Here is a 14905-nt window from a genome sequence, read left to right as displayed (position 1 = left end):
GCGCGGAAAACGCGATCGGTACCGCGTCCCGGCCCCGCCCTCATCGCTCGGGCGGGGCCGGGACGCGCGGCCGGCGGGCCGGGCGTCCGCGCCGTCAGCGCGGAGTGGGTACCGCGGTGGCCCGGGTGGGAGCCGTTTCGGGGAGGCGGGTGTGCGCGCGGTTGTCCTCCAGGGACTTGACCAGCTCGTCAACGGCGCGGCCCGCGGGAACGGTGATGCGGACCTCCCCGAGGTCGACCTCCAGACTCGTGCGGTCGGGTGAGGGGGAGACGTAGGCGTCGTCCGGGTCGATCCGGATCTCAAGCGGCTCCTCGGTGAGCGCCTCAAGCCCGGAACCGAGGTCGACCAGCGCCGTAAGGGTGTCGTTGAGCTCCCGGTCCAGCTTGCTAAGGACGTGGATGGCGGTGGAGACGGTGGCCTCGTTCTCGATGGTCGTGGCGTCTCCCAGATACCGCACGGTACCGACGGCCATGGCGAGGCGGGCAGCGTGCTCCTGCAGTCGGGAGATCGCCGGGTCGAGGTTGTGCATGGTGTCCTCCAGTGGTGTGTGGTGGTGGATACGGGGGGTTCTCCTGCGGGGTGGGGTGAGGACTCGCTAGGCTCGGTGCACCGCTTAGCCTTCTACTGAGCATGCCTATAATAGGCGCCTATAATAGACGGGCGCAATACAGTGTGTTTGCAACCGCACTCGATTTGTATCCACCAGGCAGGGAGACAACGAGATGGCCACTCCGACGATCCAACGGCGCCGACTGGGCATGGCCCTGCGCAGGGCTCGCGAGGAGGCAGGCAAGACCCGCGATGAAGCCGCAACTCTCCTGGACGCGGCTGCAACCAAGGTCAGCCGGCTGGAACTGGGGCAGAGCGGCATTCGCCTGACCGACCTGAAGCTCCTGCTGGACTTCTACGGAGTCTCGGGGGAGCACGCCGAGAGCCTGCACGCCCTGGCCCGAGCGGGTCGGCAACGTGGCCGGTGGAGCGGCTACCGCAACGTCGTGCCCGACTGGTTCCGCGCTTACGTGGACCTGGAGGCCGACGCCACCGAGATCCGCTGGTACCAGGCGGAGATCATTCCTGGCCTGTTGCAGACCGAGAGTTACATGCGCGCACTGAACACCACGGGTCTTCCACACGAAAGCGAAGAGGAACTTGACGACCATGTACGAGTGCGTATGGAGCGAACCGCCATCATCGACAGGCCAGACGCGCCAGCGCTCACGTTCATTCTCAGCGAGTCAGCGCTTCGCCGAAACATTGGGGACGCCGCGATCATGCGCAATCAACTCCAGCACCTGGCGAGTATCGCTGAACGCCCGGGAGTCGAGGTGCAGGTCTACCCGTTCAGCGCGCAATCGTACGAGGTGTCTACATTCGACTTCATTATTCTTAGGTTCGACAACGACCCGCACTCGGACGTGGTTTACCTGGAGAACTTTACCGACGCGGACTACCTCGATCGTCTCGACGCGGTGCGCGCGTATTCTGGGTTGTGGAACCGGCTACAGGCGGCTGCCCTGGGGCCGGTAGAGTCGCGGCGCCTGGTCCGGCGTATTGCCGACGAGCACCGCTAGCGAGCAAGCCGATGAGAGCTAAGCCATGAGCACCCCAGACATCTCCCGCAGGTCCCCCAGAGCCTGGCGCACCAGCACCTACAGCGATGCCAACGGTGGCCATTGCGTCGAGGTCGCCACCGAACCCCACGCCACCGCCATCCGCGACACCCAAAACCGCCACCACACCACCCTGACCATCCCCAACCACGAATGGCACGCCTTCCTCCACCACGCCAAACACGACGCCTTCTAACGACTCAGGAACGGTCGCGCTGCACTCGGCCCTCGTCCCAGACCGGCTCGGCTGCCTCGTAAACCTTTCCGCCAGAGCCGAAGACCAGGTACCGATCAAAGTCGCGGGCGAACCAGCGGTCGTGGGTCACGGCGAGGACCGTCCCGTCGAACGCGTCCAGGGCGGCCTCCAGGGCCTCGGCCGACTCCACGTCGAGATTGTCGGTGGGTTCGTCCAGCAGCAGCATGGTGGCCCCCGAAAGCTCCAGCAACAGGATCTGGAACCGGGCCTGCTGGCCGCCGGACAGCGTCTCGAAGCGTTGGTCGCGCTGACTCACCAACTCGTAACGGTCGAGCGCGGGCGCCGCCTTGTCCAGCGGCAGCGCGTGGTCGTAGGCGAGGATCCCGGCGAGTGTCCGACCGAGCCACTCCGGATGGTGGTGGGTCTGCGCGAAATGGCCGGGGACGACCCGGGCTCCCAGCTTGGCGTGCCCGGTGTGCGCGACGCCGTCCGGACTGGCGAGCAAGCGCAGGAAGTGCGACTTGCCCGACCCGTTCGAGCCCAGGACCGCAACACGTTCCCCGTAGAACACCTCCAGCGAGAACGGCAGCATCAGCCCGGTCAGCTCCAGGTCCGTGCAGGTAAGCGCGCGGACTCCGGTCCGCCCGCCGCGTAGCCGCATGGTGATGTCCTGCCCGCGCGGCGGCTCGGGTGGCGGGCCGGCCTCCTCGAACTTGCGGAGCCGGGTCTGCGCCGCCCGGTAGCGGCTCGCCATATCGTCGTTGGTGGACGCCTTCTGGCGCAGGGCCGCGACCACCTTGCGCAGCTGGGCGTGCCGCTCGTCCCAGCGGCGGCGCTGTTCGGCGAACCGCTCGTGCCGATCGCGCCGGGCGCGGTGGTAGCTCTCGAATCCCGCCCCGTGCACCCATGCCGAGTTCCCGGCGGCCATGCCGCCCTCAAGCGTGACGATGCGGGTGGCGGTGCGCGCGAGCAGCTCGCGGTCGTGGCTCACGAACAGCACGGTCTTCGGCGTCTCGCGAAGCCGCTCCTCCAGCCACCGTTTTCCCGGCACATCCAGGTAGTTGTCGGGCTCGTCCAGCAGCAGGACCTCTTCGGGGCCGCGCAACAGCGCCTCCAGCACGAGGCGTTTCTGTTCGCCGCCGGAGAGCGTGCCCAGTTCCCGGTGCTGGGCACGCGCGAAGGGGATGCCCAGGGCCGCGACGGTACAGGTATCCCAGAGCACCTCGGCGTCATAGCCGCCGGAGTCGGCCCAGTCGGCGATGGCCTGGGCGTAGCGCACCTGGGTGGCCTCGTCGTCGTGCTCCATCATGGCCAGTTCCGCGGCGTCCTGCGCCCGCGCGGCCGCGCGCAATGTCGATGGGGACACCGAAAGCAGCAGGTCGCGAACGGACGACCCGGCATCCAACGGGGCGGTGACGCCGTCTCCCCCGCCCGTGCCGTGCCCCCCGACGAACTGCCGCATGACACCGAGGCCGCCGCTGCGCGCCACCGTGCCCTGGTGCGGCTTCTCGTCCCCGGCGATGATGCGCAGCAGGGTGGTCTTTCCGCTGCCGTTGGCCCCCACCAGGGCGGCTTTCGTGCCGTCGCCGACCCGCAGCGACACCTCGTCCAGCAGCGTGCTCCCATCAGGCAACCGGAACCCGATACCTGACAGCTCGATATGGCCCATGGCCACGCATTTTTCCCAACCCCGTGCCGGGGGTTCCAATGGTTTTCCAGCGTAGTTCCGGGTGCCCAGCGAGGGGCACCCGCGCGCTGCCGACCTCCCAGAACACCATCGAATCCCCGGTGATCAGGGAATTTGAGCAAAAAGCACAAAACGGCGCATTCGTCACCTTAGTGGAAATCACGCCACATTCTCCGCATGGACACTTTGCGCTAGTAGCGTGATGTGACAATCTAGTGACACCTCTGGCGAGACCCCGCTCAATCGGCGGGATCGCCTCCACTACCGCGCCCCACACGGGATACGCGTCCGCCCGTGCCGCGCACACGCGGTGCGGATGCGTCGTCGCATCAGGAATCCCTAGACGAGGAAGGCGTGCCCTTACCTATGCCTCGCTGCTTCGATCCATCGTTGAACCCCCGATGGGATCGCATGGGACCGCGCCCATGATCCGGGCGATGCTGCGCCGCCGCCGGCGCGAGCGCGAAGACACCGCCGCCCGGGAACCGGCCGCACCGAGCACCACCGCCCAGCCGCAGCAGCCCGTTTCGCAGCGGTCACCCAACGCCGTTCCCACCGAGGCCGCACGGCCGCACGCGCCCATGGCCACGGTCGGCGACCGGTTCGCCATGCAGCTCCTGGGCCTTGCCGAGCAACAACGCCAGGCACTGGATCATCTGGAGCACGACGAGCAGGATCCGGACAGGCTCAACAAGCTGTACGAGATCGACCACGCCGTGGCCCTGATGCGCCGGGTCGCGCGTGAGCTGCGCGTCCTCTCGGAGAAAAACGAGACGGAGATGGGTGGGGCGGACACGTCGCTGCTCGACATCATCCGCATGGCGGCATCCGCGATCGAGTCCTACTCCCGTATCCAGGTCGGCCCCGTCGCCGAACTGGCGGTACTCGGTCACGCGGCCGACGACGTCGCCTCTCTCCTTTCCCCACTGCTGGACAACGCCACCCGCTACTCCCCGTCCGCGGTGACAGTCAGCGCACACCCCACCGAGACCGGTGGGGTCGTGATCCGCGTCGTGGACTCCGGCATCGGATTGCAGGAGGAGCAGGCGCGGGCGCTGAACGCCACAATGGCCTCCGCCGTGCCCCCCGTGGACGAGCACACCAGCAAGCACACCGGTTTCCCGGTGGTGCACCGGCTGGCGCGCCGGCTCGACGCCCAGGTGCGCTTCATCACCCGTTCCTCCGGGGCGCCGGGCGGCTCCGGAAGCGGGACCACCGCCGTGGTCTCCCTTCCCCCGCAGCTCATCTGCGAGGCCCCCGGGCAGCCGCCGGCCTTGGGCGACATCGGCGGCTCCGACACACCGGAATGGCCCGCAGCGCCAAACGGGCCGGCGGACGGTCCGGGGACGGGCGCGCCACCGCTGAGCCCGGTCCCCCAGCCCGCCCACCTGAAGCTCGCCCCGGGCCCGATCGGGCCCGACTCCGCGCCCCCGCCCGAGCCCTCGCCACCGGAGCGCCCGGCCACGGGAGGCTCTCTACCCCGCCGAGAGCGCGAGAGCCTGCGTAAGCAGGGCCGCAACGGCGATAACTCCCACCTGCCCAAGCGGCCCTTGGCGCGGGACTCCGGCCCTTCCGGTGGCGGCTCCGCCTCCGGCGGGTCGTTCGCCGAGGATCTCGACAGCTTCACCGCCGGCGGCAACTCCGACGCCAACGGCACCCCTGCCCCCACCTCGCAGAACACCGAAAACCGCCCTGAGAACTGACGAGGTCCTCCGATGAACAGCGCCACCCACCAGCCCCGTGACATCAATGATTTCAGTTGGCTGGTTTCCGACTTCGCGACCTCGACACCCGGCGTGGCCGACGCGCTGATCGTCTCCTCCGACGGTCTGCCGCTCACTACTTCGGGTTCCCTGCCCAATGACACCGTCGACTCACTGTCGGCGATGACCAGCGGACTGATCAGCCTCGGCCACAACATCGCCGGCCAGGTCGACGAGGAACGCTGCGACCAGATCATGCTGAAGTTCCCGGCGGGGCACTTCCTGTTCATGGGGATCGGCAGCCTCGCCGGCCTCGCCGTACTGGTCCGCGAGGGGGCCAACCTCGGTGTGGTCGCACATCGCATGACCCAACTCGTTGAGAGCGTCGGCCACGTACTCACCCCGCAGATGCGCGACGACCTACGCAGTCTCTCCGTCGGGCGGAGCATGACGTGAACCGCGTTCGGACCGAAACGGGAGTGCGAGCATGACGGTCAATCCCTGGGTACGGCCCTACGTGCTCACTGGGGGCAGGACACGGACGCGGCATCGGCTGTTCGTCCACACGCTGGTGTCGGTGCCGCGGTACGACGCCGGCTACGCCACGCGGTTGCCCCCCGAGGCCCGCCGCCTCTACGAGCGTGCCAATACCGCGGTCCAGTCGGTGGCGGAACTGTCCGCCCACTGCGGCGTCTCGCTGGGGGTGACACGGGTGCTCCTCGGCGACATGGCGGCCCGCGACCGGATGGTCATCAATCCGGGCAGCTACGAATCCCCCTACGACCCCCGCCTGCTGAAGAGAGTCATCGATGGGCTTTATGAGCTCGCCTAGCCCGGCCCCGCAGCTCACCTCCGCCAAGATCGTCATCGCGGGCGGTTTCGGAGTCGGTAAGACCACCCTGGTCAGTGCGGTCTCGGAGATCCCTCCGGTGAACACCGAGGCGTGGATGACCCAAACATCCAAGACGGTCGACCCGCTAACCGAGGACACCGAAAAGGTCACCACCACGGTCGCCATGGACTTCGGCCGGATCACACTGGCCGACGACCTCGTGCTGTACCTGTTCGGGACCCCGGGCCAGGCACGGTTCTGGCCCATGTGGGACGACCTGTGCCGTGGAGCGAGCGGGGCGGTGGTGCTGGTGGACACCAATCGCCTGGACGCGTCGTTCGCCGCGGTCAACTACTTCGAGAACGACTCCGATGTTCCGTTCATCGTCGCCGTCAACCTGTTCGACGGCGAGCAGACCCATGACCTCTCCGACGTGCGCGAAGCGCTCCAGCTCTCCCCCGACATCCCCCTGCTGAGCTGCGACGCGCGCGGCCGGGGTGCGGCGATCGAGACCCTGACCGCGTCGCTGTCGCACACGATGCGGCGAACCGCAGACGGACACGAAGCCCAAGCTGTGCGCTGACTCCCCCACTCCCCCAGGAAGCTCGACGACAAGCAAACCCACTCCACGAGCGACGGCCGCGCCGCTACGGGCGTTCGCTGACCCCCCATCCCCTGCCCATGGAAAGGCAGCAATGCGCAGGATTCTGATCGTCGGCTCCGGACAGGCCGGACTCCAGCTCGGCCTGGGCCTACAGGCTGCCGGCTATGACGTCACGATCATGTCGGCACGGACCCCCGAGGAGATCCGCGACGGGCGGATCATGTCGACCCAGTGCATGTTCTACCCGAACCTGCAGATCGAGCGCGATCTCGGGCTCAACCTGTGGGAGGACCAGGCACCGAAAATCGTCGCGCAGCGGCTGACCGTATCGGACCCCCCGGGTGAGATGGCGTTCGGTTTCGTGGGGCGCTGGGAGTCCTACGCGCAGTCGGTGGACCAGCGGGTCAAGATGGCCGGCTGGTTGGAGTTGTTCGAGTCGCGCGGTGGCGAGGTGGTCTATCACGGGGTCATGACCTCCGACCTGGAGTCACTGGCCGCCATGTACGACCTGACCATCATCGCCGCCGGGAAAGGCGACCTGGTCGAGCTGTTCGACCGCGACGCCAGCCGCTCCCCCTACGACCGCCCGCAACGCATGCTGTCGTGCATCTACGTGCACGGGATGACTCCCCGGCCCGACTACCCGGAGCCGCACGTGCGCATCAGCGCCCTCCCGGGGATCGGCGAGCAGTTCTTCATGCCCGGAGTCACCAACACCGGCCCGTGCGACATCCTGCTGTGGGAGGCGGTGCCGGGTGGCCCGTTCGACTGCTGGTCGGACCGGCCGAGCCCCGAGGCCCACCTGGAGCGCACCCTGGAGTTGATGCGGCGCTATGTGCCCTGGGAGTACGAGCGCTGTGTGGACGCCGAACCCACCGACTCCCGCTGCACACTCTTCGGCGGCTACGCCCCGGTGGTGCGGCACCCCGTGGCGCGCCTGTCGGCCACCGCGCACGTGCTCGGCATGGCCGACGTCGTGGTCGCCAACGACCCGGTTACCGGGCAGGGGGCGAACAACGCCGCCCGCTGCGCCGACGTCTACCTGCGAAAGATCCTGGAACGCGGGAAGGAGCCCTTCGACCCCGAGTGGATGCAGCAGACGTTCGACGCCTACTGGCAGTACGCGCGGCACGTGACCAACTACACGAACATGATGCTGGCCCCCTTGCCGGAGCACGTGCAGCAGGTCCTCGCCACCGCCGCGAGCAATCCCGCCGTGGCCCGCCGGTTCGCGCACGGCTACGCCAATCCGCACGACTTCGAGAACTGGCTCATGGACCCCGACAAGACTGAGGAGTACCTCGCCTCGGTCGCCGACCAGACCGAAAGCTGAGCCGACGGCGGCGGCACGCCGACCGGTGGGCACCGGTCGGCGTGCCGCGCCCGGTCCACCCGGGTTCGGCTCACCCGTGTTCGGTGGCGTCGAGCGCCTGCCGCATGTCCTCCCACAGGTCGTCGACGTCCTCGATCCCGACACTGACCCGGATCAGCCCCTCGCCGATCCCGGCCCGCGCGAGCTGTTCGGCGCTCAGCTTCCGGTGCGAGACGCTGGCCGCGTGCGTCACCAGGGTCTTGACGTCCCCCAGCGACGGCGCCAGTGAGGCGAGCCGCACGGCCTCGGCGAACGCCTTTCCCGCTGGCCGGCCGCCGGTCAGCTCGAAGGCCAGCACACCGCCATAGCCACCAGTGAGCAGCTTGCGCGCGGTCTCGTGGCCGGGATGGGCGGCCAGCCCGGGGTAGTACACCGCCGCGACCCGGGAATCGGCTGCCAGACGTTGGGCCAGCTCCTGCGCGTTGGCGCACTGCTGCGCCACCCGCACCCCCAGCGTCTGCATTCCGCGTGTCAGCAGCCAGGCGGCGAACGGGTCGAGCGCGGCGCCGAGCTCCACGCTGGCCCGCGACACCCGCTCGTGCATGGCGGCGTCGGCGAAGACCGCGACTCCCCCGAGCACGTCAGCGTGCCCGCCCAGGTACTTCGTCGCGGAATGCACGACGATGTCGGCGCCGTGCTCGATGGGGCGGCACAGCAACGGGGTGGCGAAGGTGTTGTCGACCACCGTGGTGACGCCGGCCTCGCGCGCGATGGCCGCGAGCCGCGGAATGTCGGCCACCGCGCCGGTGGGGTTGGCGATGGTCTCCAGGAACAGCACGCGGGTGTTCGGCCGGATCGCCGCCCGGACGCTGGCCGCGTCATCCGCGTCGACCGCCGTCACCTCGATGCCCCAGCGTTCGGCCAGGTCGTCCAGGTAGGACTGGGTGCCGCCGTAGAGGCAGTTCTGCGCCACCACATGGTCGCCGGAGCTCAGCAGGCTCCACAGGGTGGACGTGATCGTCCCCATGCCGGAGCCCGCGGCACGCGCCGCCGCGCCTCCCTCAAGGTCGGCCACGGCGGTCTCGAAGGAGTCGATGGTCGGGTTGCCGTACCGGCCGTAGATGTAGGGACTTCCGGAACTGTCCAGGGCCTGCGCCATGGTCTCCGTATCGGAGAAACCGAAGACGTGCGACTGGTACAGCGGAGGGCCGAGCGGCCTGCTGCCGTCCGTGGCGGGAACAGCCGGGTGCACGGTTCGGGAGGCCGGACGCAGATCCGCCCCGGGTGTTTGCGCGTCGTTCGAAGTCATCCCTCCACTTTTCCTCCCCGGCCCGCAGCCGTGAAGAGCCAATTCCAGCGGTGGTGGACCCCGCCCGCGCCCGGTCGCCGCCTACCGGGCGCGGGCAGCTCCGGACGGCCGGCGACGACGGCCCCGCGCTCGGCGCTCGCTCCATACGGCCGCCCCGCGAGGCTCACTCCTCGATCGGAACGTCACTGGCCCGACCGATGTCACTGGTAACGAGCGTCAGCGAGGCGACGTCCTCCGGAGGAGCTGTGAGGTACAGGTACAGGGGTTGTGTGGTGTCGGCCTCGCCAGCGGCCGGCCACGGCTCCGCCCGAAGCTGGTCGCGCTCGTTCTCCGCGTCCTCAACCCGCACCGGCAGATAGTAGGTTCCGCTGTGCGGATCGAACGCGGCTACGTTGACGTGTCCGGCATCGCCCGATACGTCCTCTCCCACGTTCGTGGTCTCCAGCCGCGCGACCAGGAAGGCGCCGTCACGGGAGAAGGGGTAGACGTCCACCGACCAGTCCGTGCCGTCCGACTCGCCCTCCAGGGTGGTGACCGCTTCCCCGTCGGTATGGGTGCTGAACGGGCCGGGCCCGCCGGCGTCGGCGGGATCGATCTCCTCGATGCGCTCCTCGAACTCGCCGTCGTCCTCGCTCTCGCGGGCGGTCTCCGCATCGAACGCGTAGGAGATCTCCACCCGGCGGTTCTGGGCGCGCGCTTCCGCGTCATCCTCCCCGCCCTCACTCGCCACCGGTTCGGCGGAACCCCGGCCCTCGGTCTCGTACTCGTAGTCCGCGCCGAGCTCGGCTTCCAGGACTTCCCGAACGGCCTCGGCGCGCTCCTCGGACAGGGCCCGGTTGTAGTCCTCGTCCCCGACTCCGTCCGTGTGCCCGGAAATGGTGATGAGCGGATCGTCGGAATCAACACGCTCCCGGGTGTCCTGGACCACCTCGTCCAGCACCTTGGCCGCGTCCTCACTGATGTCCGACTCGTCGAAGTCGAAGAGCACATCGGCGCGCAGCTGGACGGTCTCCCGGTCCTCCTCGACCGTGCGGTCCTGGATGACGCTGCCCACGGGGCTGTGCAGGTCGTGGGTCTCCCCGTCGTCGGGATCGGGGGCACTGTCGTCGACGGGAAGCGTGACCGTGTCCCCTTCCTCGGGAGCTTCGTCCGGCATCTCCGTGGGGTAGTCGCCCGCCTCACCGTCCACGACAGGGATTCCGGCGAACCCGCCGATGGCCCCGGGGAGCAGGACCGTCGCGGCCTCGGTGTCCCCGTCCAGCGGTGGAGTATAGAACACCAGCTCGTAGGTGACCCCGGGTTCGAACTGGGCGTCCCCCTCGGCCTGCGAACCGATATCGGGGTAGCTCCCGCTCACCTGCTGGTTCACCGGGTCGACGACGCGAACCCGATTGCCGCCTCTGGGGAGGTCGACCGCTTCCTCCTCCAGACTGGTGAGCTCGACCGTCACCCGGGTCCGGTCGTCGAGACGCGCGAGTTCGGCCACCTCCACGCGGGCGTGGACGGAGCCCCCGGAGGAGCCCACGTAGCCCTCCTGCGCGAATCCATCCCCGCCTTCCTCCCCGTTACCTCCCGGGGCGCCGCCGTCGCCATCCGATCCGTCCCCGAGCAGGCCGCACCCACTGATCAGCACGCTTCCCGAGAGCAACAGGGAGACCAGGGGGAGGTGAGGTTTCGAGGTCATGGGGGTCCCTCCACACGGTGTTGTCGTTCTCACGCGGTACGGCGCGGCCCGCACAGCCGGTGAGATGCGTCGAACACAGTGCCAGTTCGCGGCCTCCGACGGGCGACAGGGGGTGGCCGCGGACACCGCCCAGCGCGAGTGGACCGTATGGAGCGCCGATGTCGCGGACACCCGCGGTAGAACACCACGAGTGCCCGCGCCCGGCCTCGAAACCCTTGCGAATGGAGACGGCTCTAGGCCACGCCGCCGCCCGTCCCCGACGCCGGCTCGGTGCCGTGCGTTGGGCCCCAGGCCACACGGCCCGCTGACGATGCCCTGCGGCCCAGCTTCCCGTTGCGCACCTGGACGGCGAGGCTGTCCAGGATCACCCGGGAGCTGAGGAGCGCGGTCTGCTCGGCCCAGTCATAGGGCGGGGAGCACTCCACGACCTCGATGCCGGCCAGCCCCGGCTCGGAGACCATCCGGATCAGGTTGAGCGCCTCGCGGGGTAGCAGGCCGCCCGGTTCGGGCCAGCCGGTGCCCGGGACGAATCCGGAGTCGAGGACGTCGATGTCGAACGACAGGTACACCGCGACGGCGTCCTTCCATGCGACCTCGAGCGCCATCTCGGCGACCTTCTCCACACCGACCCGCTCGACGTCGCCGACCGTGATCACGGTGGACTTGCGCTCGCGCCCAACCTGCACCCCGGCCCGGGGCGCCTGCCAGCCGCCGATCCCGATCTGCACCAGGTTGGTGGCCGGCGCGTTCGGGATGTTGTTCGCGTGGAACCACGGCGTGGTGTGCATTCGCTCGTCGAGGTCGGTCTCCTGGGTGTCGACGTGCCGGTCGAAGTGGATGATGCCGATGTTGCCACCCAGGTACGGCGCCATGCCGCGGATGGTGGGGAACCCGATCGAGTGGTCGCCACCGATCACCACCGGCACCGTGCCCTGCTGCACGACGTGTGCCATGGCCTGGCTGATCTGGTCGAACGACTTCTCCAGGTTTCCCGGGATGGTGAACACGTCGCCGATGTCGACCATGTTGAGCTGCTCGCGCAGGTCGACACCGAGCTCGTAGTTGTAGGTGCCGAACAGGTTCGTGGACCGCCGGATGCCGCGCGGGCCGAAGCGGGTGCCCGGCCGGTAGGTGGCCCCGGCGTCCAGCGGGACACCGAAGATCGCCACCTCGGCGTCCCCGACGTCGTGCACGTCCTCGATGAACGGGGCCTTCAGGAAGGTCCCCCGTTCACCGGCGAAGTGCGGGACCTCACCGCGCGCGAACGTGGGGATGCTGCGGTCGTTGATGGTCGGGGCGCCCTGCAGGCCGTGGGCCAACGAGCGTTCGATCTCCTCGCGGTACCGGTGGTCCGGCAGGTGCGCCTCGGCCTGCTGGGCCCATGCGCCTTCACGATTCACCTCGGTCATGTCTCCATCCAACCGCGCCGTCTTTTCGCGATCCGGGTACGGCGCGCCTCGTCCGGGGAGCCCATGACCAGCTCCTGCGGACCTGTTCTACACACCCCGCGGCGCACCTGTCCACCACGAGACACGGAAACAACACGGGCCTGGTCCGCACGTAACACGCGTCGGTTTCCACACCGCAGCAGCCCGAACCCGTCGGCTCGCAGCTTCCCCGGTCTACCCAACGGGGCGCGAGCGCTCGCCGCACCGTTCGCGCACCCGTTCCGTCCTCGTTCTGTCGCTGGGACATGGCATGCTGCTGGTATGTCTTCCACGTCCGTCTCCGCACTCTCGGTCATCGTCGGCGACGAGGAACTGCTGGTCGACCGCGCCGTGGCCGGCATCGTGGCGGCGGTGCGCGCCGAGGACCCCGAGGCCGACGTGACCGACCTGGTCCCCGCCCAGGTGAGCGCCGGAACACTGGTCTCGGCCACCTCGCCGTCGCTGTTCGGCGAGCGCCGGGTGGTGGTCCTGCGCTCCGCCCAGGACCTCACCAAGGACCTCGCGGCCGAGGTCACGGCCTACCTGAAAGACCCCGCCGAGGATGTCGTGCTGGTCCTGACGCACGCCGGCGGCGCGAAGGGCAAGGCACTCCTCGACTCCGCCCTCAAGGCCGGAGCCACCCGGATCAACTGCGCGAAGCCCGCCAAACAGCAGGAACGCCTCGCGTTCGTGAAAGGCGAGTTCGAACGGGCCGGACGCCAGGTCACCCGCGACGCCGCCCAGGCGCTGCTCGACTCCGTCGGGACCGACCTGCGCGAGATCGCCGCCGCCTGTACCCAGCTGGTCGCCGACACCGAGGGCCGGATCGACGACAGCATGGTGGCGCGCTACTACCGGGGCAAGGCGGAGGTCACCGGGTTCGTGGTCGCCGACCGTGCCGTCGAGGGTCAGCTGCCCCAGGCGCTCGAACAGCTCCGGTGGGCGCTCGCGGTGGGAACCGCGCCGGTCCTGATCAACAGCGCGCTCGCCGGGGCCGTCCGCGGCCTGGCCGTGGTGGCGCAGCCCCAGCGGGGCGCCTCCGACGCCGATCTCGCCAAGCGGGCGAAGGTGCCGCCGTGGAAGCTGAAGACGCTGCGCCAGCAGGCGCGCGACTGGTCGCCGAACGGGGTGGCGCACGCGATGCAGGTGGTGGCCGAGACCGACGCGCTGATCAAGGGGGCCGGGCGCGACCCCGAATACGCCCTGGAACGCGCCGTTATCGAGATCGCGTCGGCGCGGAGCCGGCGCGGCTGAACCGGCGCGTGCAGGCCGAGGAGGTCAGCGGATGGTCTCACCGCCGCGCCAGACGCGCAGCGTCTTGAGCCCGTACGCCCAGGCGAACGCGCCCTCGTGGTCGGCGTCCCACTGGACGATGTCGGCGTAGCGGCCGGGCGCCAGCACCCCGCGCTCGGTCGCGCCGAGCGCGTAGGCACCGCCGACGGTGGCGGCGCGCAGTGCCTCCAGGACGCTCATGTTGAACATGGAGATCGCCATGGAGATGGAGAGCGGCAGCGAGGTCGATCCCGACTGTCCGGGGTTGTGGTCGGTACCGAGCCCGACGGGAACGCCGTGGTCGAGCAGCGCCCGCACCGGCGGGGTGTTGCGCTCGTGCAGCGACGTGGTCGGGCAGACGACCACGGGGGTGCTGGTCTTGGCGAGGGCCAGGATGTCGTCCTCGTCGGTCTCGTGCAGCAGGTCGACCGAGGTGCACTTGAGGTCGGCCGCCATGCGTACGGCGCCGTGCCGGGGCTTGGCGCAGGCGTGCATATGGGTCTGCAGCCCGGCCCCGCGCCCCGCGGTGAGCAGCCAGTTGGCGTCGTCGGGGGTGAACTGCTGGTTGTCGCAGTAGACGTCGACACCTTCGGCGCCGGCCTGCGCGGCATCGCCCAGCCACGAGCCGACGGCCTCGACGTAGTCGTGCGGGCGGCCGAAGTACTCGGGCGGCACGGCGTGCGCGGCGAAGAACGTCACGTGCAGGCGGGGCATGCCGGGCTCCTCCTCAAGGGAGCGCAGCAGCCGGACGTCGGCGAGCTCACCGTCGCGGGTGAGGTGGTAGCCGGTCTTGGCCTCGACGGTGGTGCAGCCCGACAGCACCCAGTGCCGCAACCGCTCGCGCACGGAGTTGCACAGTGTCCAGGGATCAGTGCCGCGGGTGACGGTCACGGTGGACGCGACGCCGCCACCAGCACCGTTGATCTCGACCTTGGACGCGCCGCTGGCGCGCATGGCAATCTCGGCGTAGCGGTTGCCCGCGTAGACCGGATGGCAGTGGGCGTCGATCAGACCGGGCGTGACCAGCCCGCCGCCGAGGTTGTCAACCTCGTCGACGTCGACGATGTCCTCGATGACTCCCGGCAGGCTCTGCGGAAGCTCCGATGCCTGGCCGACCCAGGCGACCCGGTCGTTGTTCAGCAGCATGGCCGCGTTGCTGAGGAGGTCAGTGCCCGTCCACAGCCGCCCGATGTTGGTCAGCAGCCGTACCGTCATCGTCTCATCACCCGCCCGACCTGGAGGTCACGGCCACGGCAGGGATGATGTCTC

Annotated in this window: 14 protein-coding genes and 1 riboswitch; of the genes, 8 read left to right on the top strand and 6 right to left on the bottom strand. The window is 69.3% G+C overall.

The window, feature by feature from the left end; genetic code table 11:
- Window positions 1-94: 94 nt before the first annotated feature.
- Window positions 95-529, bottom strand: a complete 435-nt coding sequence (locus tag F4561_RS05475; protein WP_184575388.1) for a hypothetical protein — start codon at window positions 527-529, stop codon at window positions 95-97.
- Window positions 530-722: 193 nt separating this feature from the next.
- Between F4561_RS05475 and F4561_RS05470 the strand changes: the two genes are divergently transcribed.
- Together F4561_RS05470 and F4561_RS05465 are read left to right on the top strand one after the other, a co-directional pair.
- A complete protein-coding gene (locus tag F4561_RS05470; protein WP_184575385.1) occupies window positions 723-1571 on the top strand; it encodes a helix-turn-helix domain-containing protein in 849 nt (282 codons plus the stop codon).
- 25 nt (window positions 1572-1596) lie between these two features.
- Window positions 1597-1806 (top strand): DUF397 domain-containing protein, encoded by a 210-nt coding sequence (locus F4561_RS05465; RefSeq protein ID WP_184575383.1) that lies wholly within the window; start codon window positions 1597-1599, stop codon window positions 1804-1806.
- 4 nt (window positions 1807-1810) lie between these two features.
- Here the strand turns inward: F4561_RS05465 and F4561_RS05460 are convergent, their stop codons facing one another.
- Window positions 1811-3475 (bottom strand): ATP-binding cassette domain-containing protein, encoded by a 1665-nt coding sequence (locus tag F4561_RS05460; protein WP_184575381.1) that lies wholly within the window; start codon window positions 3473-3475, stop codon window positions 1811-1813.
- 419 nt (window positions 3476-3894) lie between these two features.
- Between F4561_RS05460 and F4561_RS05455 the strand changes: the two genes are divergently transcribed.
- The 5 genes from F4561_RS05455 to F4561_RS05435 all read left to right on the top strand — a co-directional run bounded on the left by F4561_RS05455 (window position 3895) and on the right by F4561_RS05435 (window position 7965).
- On the top strand, window positions 3895-5196 hold the full coding sequence (locus F4561_RS05455; protein ID WP_184575379.1) for an ATP-binding protein: 1302 nt from the start codon (window positions 3895-3897) through the stop codon (window positions 5194-5196).
- 12 nt (window positions 5197-5208) lie between these two features.
- The gene (locus F4561_RS05450; protein WP_184575377.1) at window positions 5209-5652 is read left to right on the top strand and encodes a roadblock/LC7 domain-containing protein; all 444 of its coding nucleotides are present in this window, start codon (window positions 5209-5211) and stop codon (window positions 5650-5652) included.
- A gap of 31 nt (window positions 5653-5683) precedes the next feature.
- Window positions 5684-6028 carry a DUF742 domain-containing protein gene (locus F4561_RS05445; protein WP_184575375.1) on the top strand — a complete coding sequence of 115 codons (345 nt, stop codon included), beginning with the start codon at window positions 5684-5686 and terminating at the stop codon, window positions 6026-6028.
- Window positions 6006-6611: a GTP-binding protein gene (locus tag F4561_RS05440; RefSeq protein ID WP_184575373.1), complete on the top strand. Its 606-nt coding sequence runs from the start codon at window positions 6006-6008 to the stop codon at window positions 6609-6611. The genes F4561_RS05445 and F4561_RS05440 overlap by 23 nt, the downstream gene beginning before the upstream one ends.
- 112 nt (window positions 6612-6723) lie before the next feature.
- Window positions 6724-7965, top strand: a complete 1242-nt coding sequence (locus F4561_RS05435) for a styrene monooxygenase/indole monooxygenase family protein (RefSeq protein ID WP_184575371.1) — start codon at window positions 6724-6726, stop codon at window positions 7963-7965.
- 70 nt (window positions 7966-8035) lie between these two features.
- Here the strand turns inward: F4561_RS05435 and F4561_RS05430 are convergent, their stop codons facing one another.
- The 3 genes from F4561_RS05430 to F4561_RS05420 all read right to left on the bottom strand — a co-directional run bounded on the left by F4561_RS05430 (window position 8036) and on the right by F4561_RS05420 (window position 12346).
- Window positions 8036-9253: a trans-sulfuration enzyme family protein gene (locus F4561_RS05430; protein ID WP_184575369.1), complete on the bottom strand. Its 1218-nt coding sequence runs from the start codon at window positions 9251-9253 to the stop codon at window positions 8036-8038.
- 163 nt (window positions 9254-9416) lie between these two features.
- Window positions 9417-10937, bottom strand: coding sequence for an OmpA family protein (locus tag F4561_RS05425; RefSeq protein WP_184575367.1), 1521 nt, complete (start codon window positions 10935-10937; stop codon window positions 9417-9419).
- Window positions 10938-11170: 233 nt separating this feature from the next.
- A complete protein-coding gene (locus tag F4561_RS05420; protein WP_184575365.1) occupies window positions 11171-12346 on the bottom strand; it encodes an agmatinase family protein in 1176 nt (391 codons plus the stop codon).
- An 11-nt stretch (window positions 12347-12357) separates the two neighbouring features.
- A riboswitch (guanidine-III (ykkC-III) riboswitch) is annotated at window positions 12358-12424 on the bottom strand.
- Between the two features lie 222 nt (window positions 12425-12646).
- On the opposite strand from F4561_RS05420, the gene holA reads away from it, so the two are divergent.
- A complete protein-coding gene (gene holA, locus F4561_RS05415; protein WP_184575363.1) occupies window positions 12647-13618 on the top strand; it encodes a DNA polymerase III subunit delta in 972 nt (323 codons plus the stop codon).
- 24 nt (window positions 13619-13642) lie between these two features.
- Here the strand turns inward: holA and F4561_RS05410 are convergent, their stop codons facing one another.
- On the bottom strand, window positions 13643-14851 hold the full coding sequence (locus F4561_RS05410; RefSeq protein ID WP_184575361.1) for an amidohydrolase family protein: 1209 nt from the start codon (window positions 14849-14851) through the stop codon (window positions 13643-13645).
- Window positions 14852-14905: the final 54 nt, after the last annotated feature.

This window comes from Lipingzhangella halophila, from assembly GCF_014203805.1.
Lineage (GTDB): Bacteria > Actinomycetota > Actinomycetes > Streptosporangiales > Streptosporangiaceae > Lipingzhangella > Lipingzhangella halophila.
The sequence above is the reverse complement of the archived record's forward strand: the minus strand, read 5'-3'. Positions and strand labels throughout refer to the sequence as shown.

Bases quoted from the DNA above. Each gene is read 5' to 3' on its own strand.
- F4561_RS05475 (WP_184575388.1), bottom strand. From the start codon at position 529: ATGCACAACCTCGACCCGGCGATCTCCCGACTGCAGGAGCACGCTGCC.
- F4561_RS05470 (WP_184575385.1), top strand. From the start codon at position 723: ATGGCCACTCCGACGATCCAACGGCGCCGACTGGGCATGGCCCTGCGC.
- F4561_RS05465 (WP_184575383.1), top strand. From the start codon at position 1,597: ATGAGCACCCCAGACATCTCCCGCAGGTCCCCCAGAGCCTGGCGCACC.
- F4561_RS05460 (WP_184575381.1), bottom strand. From the start codon at position 3,475: ATGGGCCATATCGAGCTGTCAGGTATCGGGTTCCGGTTGCCTGATGGG.
- F4561_RS05455 (WP_184575379.1), top strand. From the start codon at position 3,895: ATGGGATCGCATGGGACCGCGCCCATGATCCGGGCGATGCTGCGCCGC.
- F4561_RS05450 (WP_184575377.1), top strand. From the start codon at position 5,209: ATGAACAGCGCCACCCACCAGCCCCGTGACATCAATGATTTCAGTTGG.
- F4561_RS05445 (WP_184575375.1), top strand. From the start codon at position 5,684: ATGACGGTCAATCCCTGGGTACGGCCCTACGTGCTCACTGGGGGCAGG.
- F4561_RS05440 (WP_184575373.1), top strand. From the start codon at position 6,006: ATGGGCTTTATGAGCTCGCCTAGCCCGGCCCCGCAGCTCACCTCCGCC.
- F4561_RS05435 (WP_184575371.1), top strand. From the start codon at position 6,724: ATGCGCAGGATTCTGATCGTCGGCTCCGGACAGGCCGGACTCCAGCTC.
- F4561_RS05430 (WP_184575369.1), bottom strand. From the start codon at position 9,253: ATGACTTCGAACGACGCGCAAACACCCGGGGCGGATCTGCGTCCGGCC.
- F4561_RS05425 (WP_184575367.1), bottom strand. From the start codon at position 10,937: ATGACCTCGAAACCTCACCTCCCCCTGGTCTCCCTGTTGCTCTCGGGA.
- F4561_RS05420 (WP_184575365.1), bottom strand. From the start codon at position 12,346: ATGACCGAGGTGAATCGTGAAGGCGCATGGGCCCAGCAGGCCGAGGCG.
- holA (WP_184575363.1), top strand. From the start codon at position 12,647: ATGTCTTCCACGTCCGTCTCCGCACTCTCGGTCATCGTCGGCGACGAG.
- F4561_RS05410 (WP_184575361.1), bottom strand. From the start codon at position 14,851: ATGACGGTACGGCTGCTGACCAACATCGGGCGGCTGTGGACGGGCACT.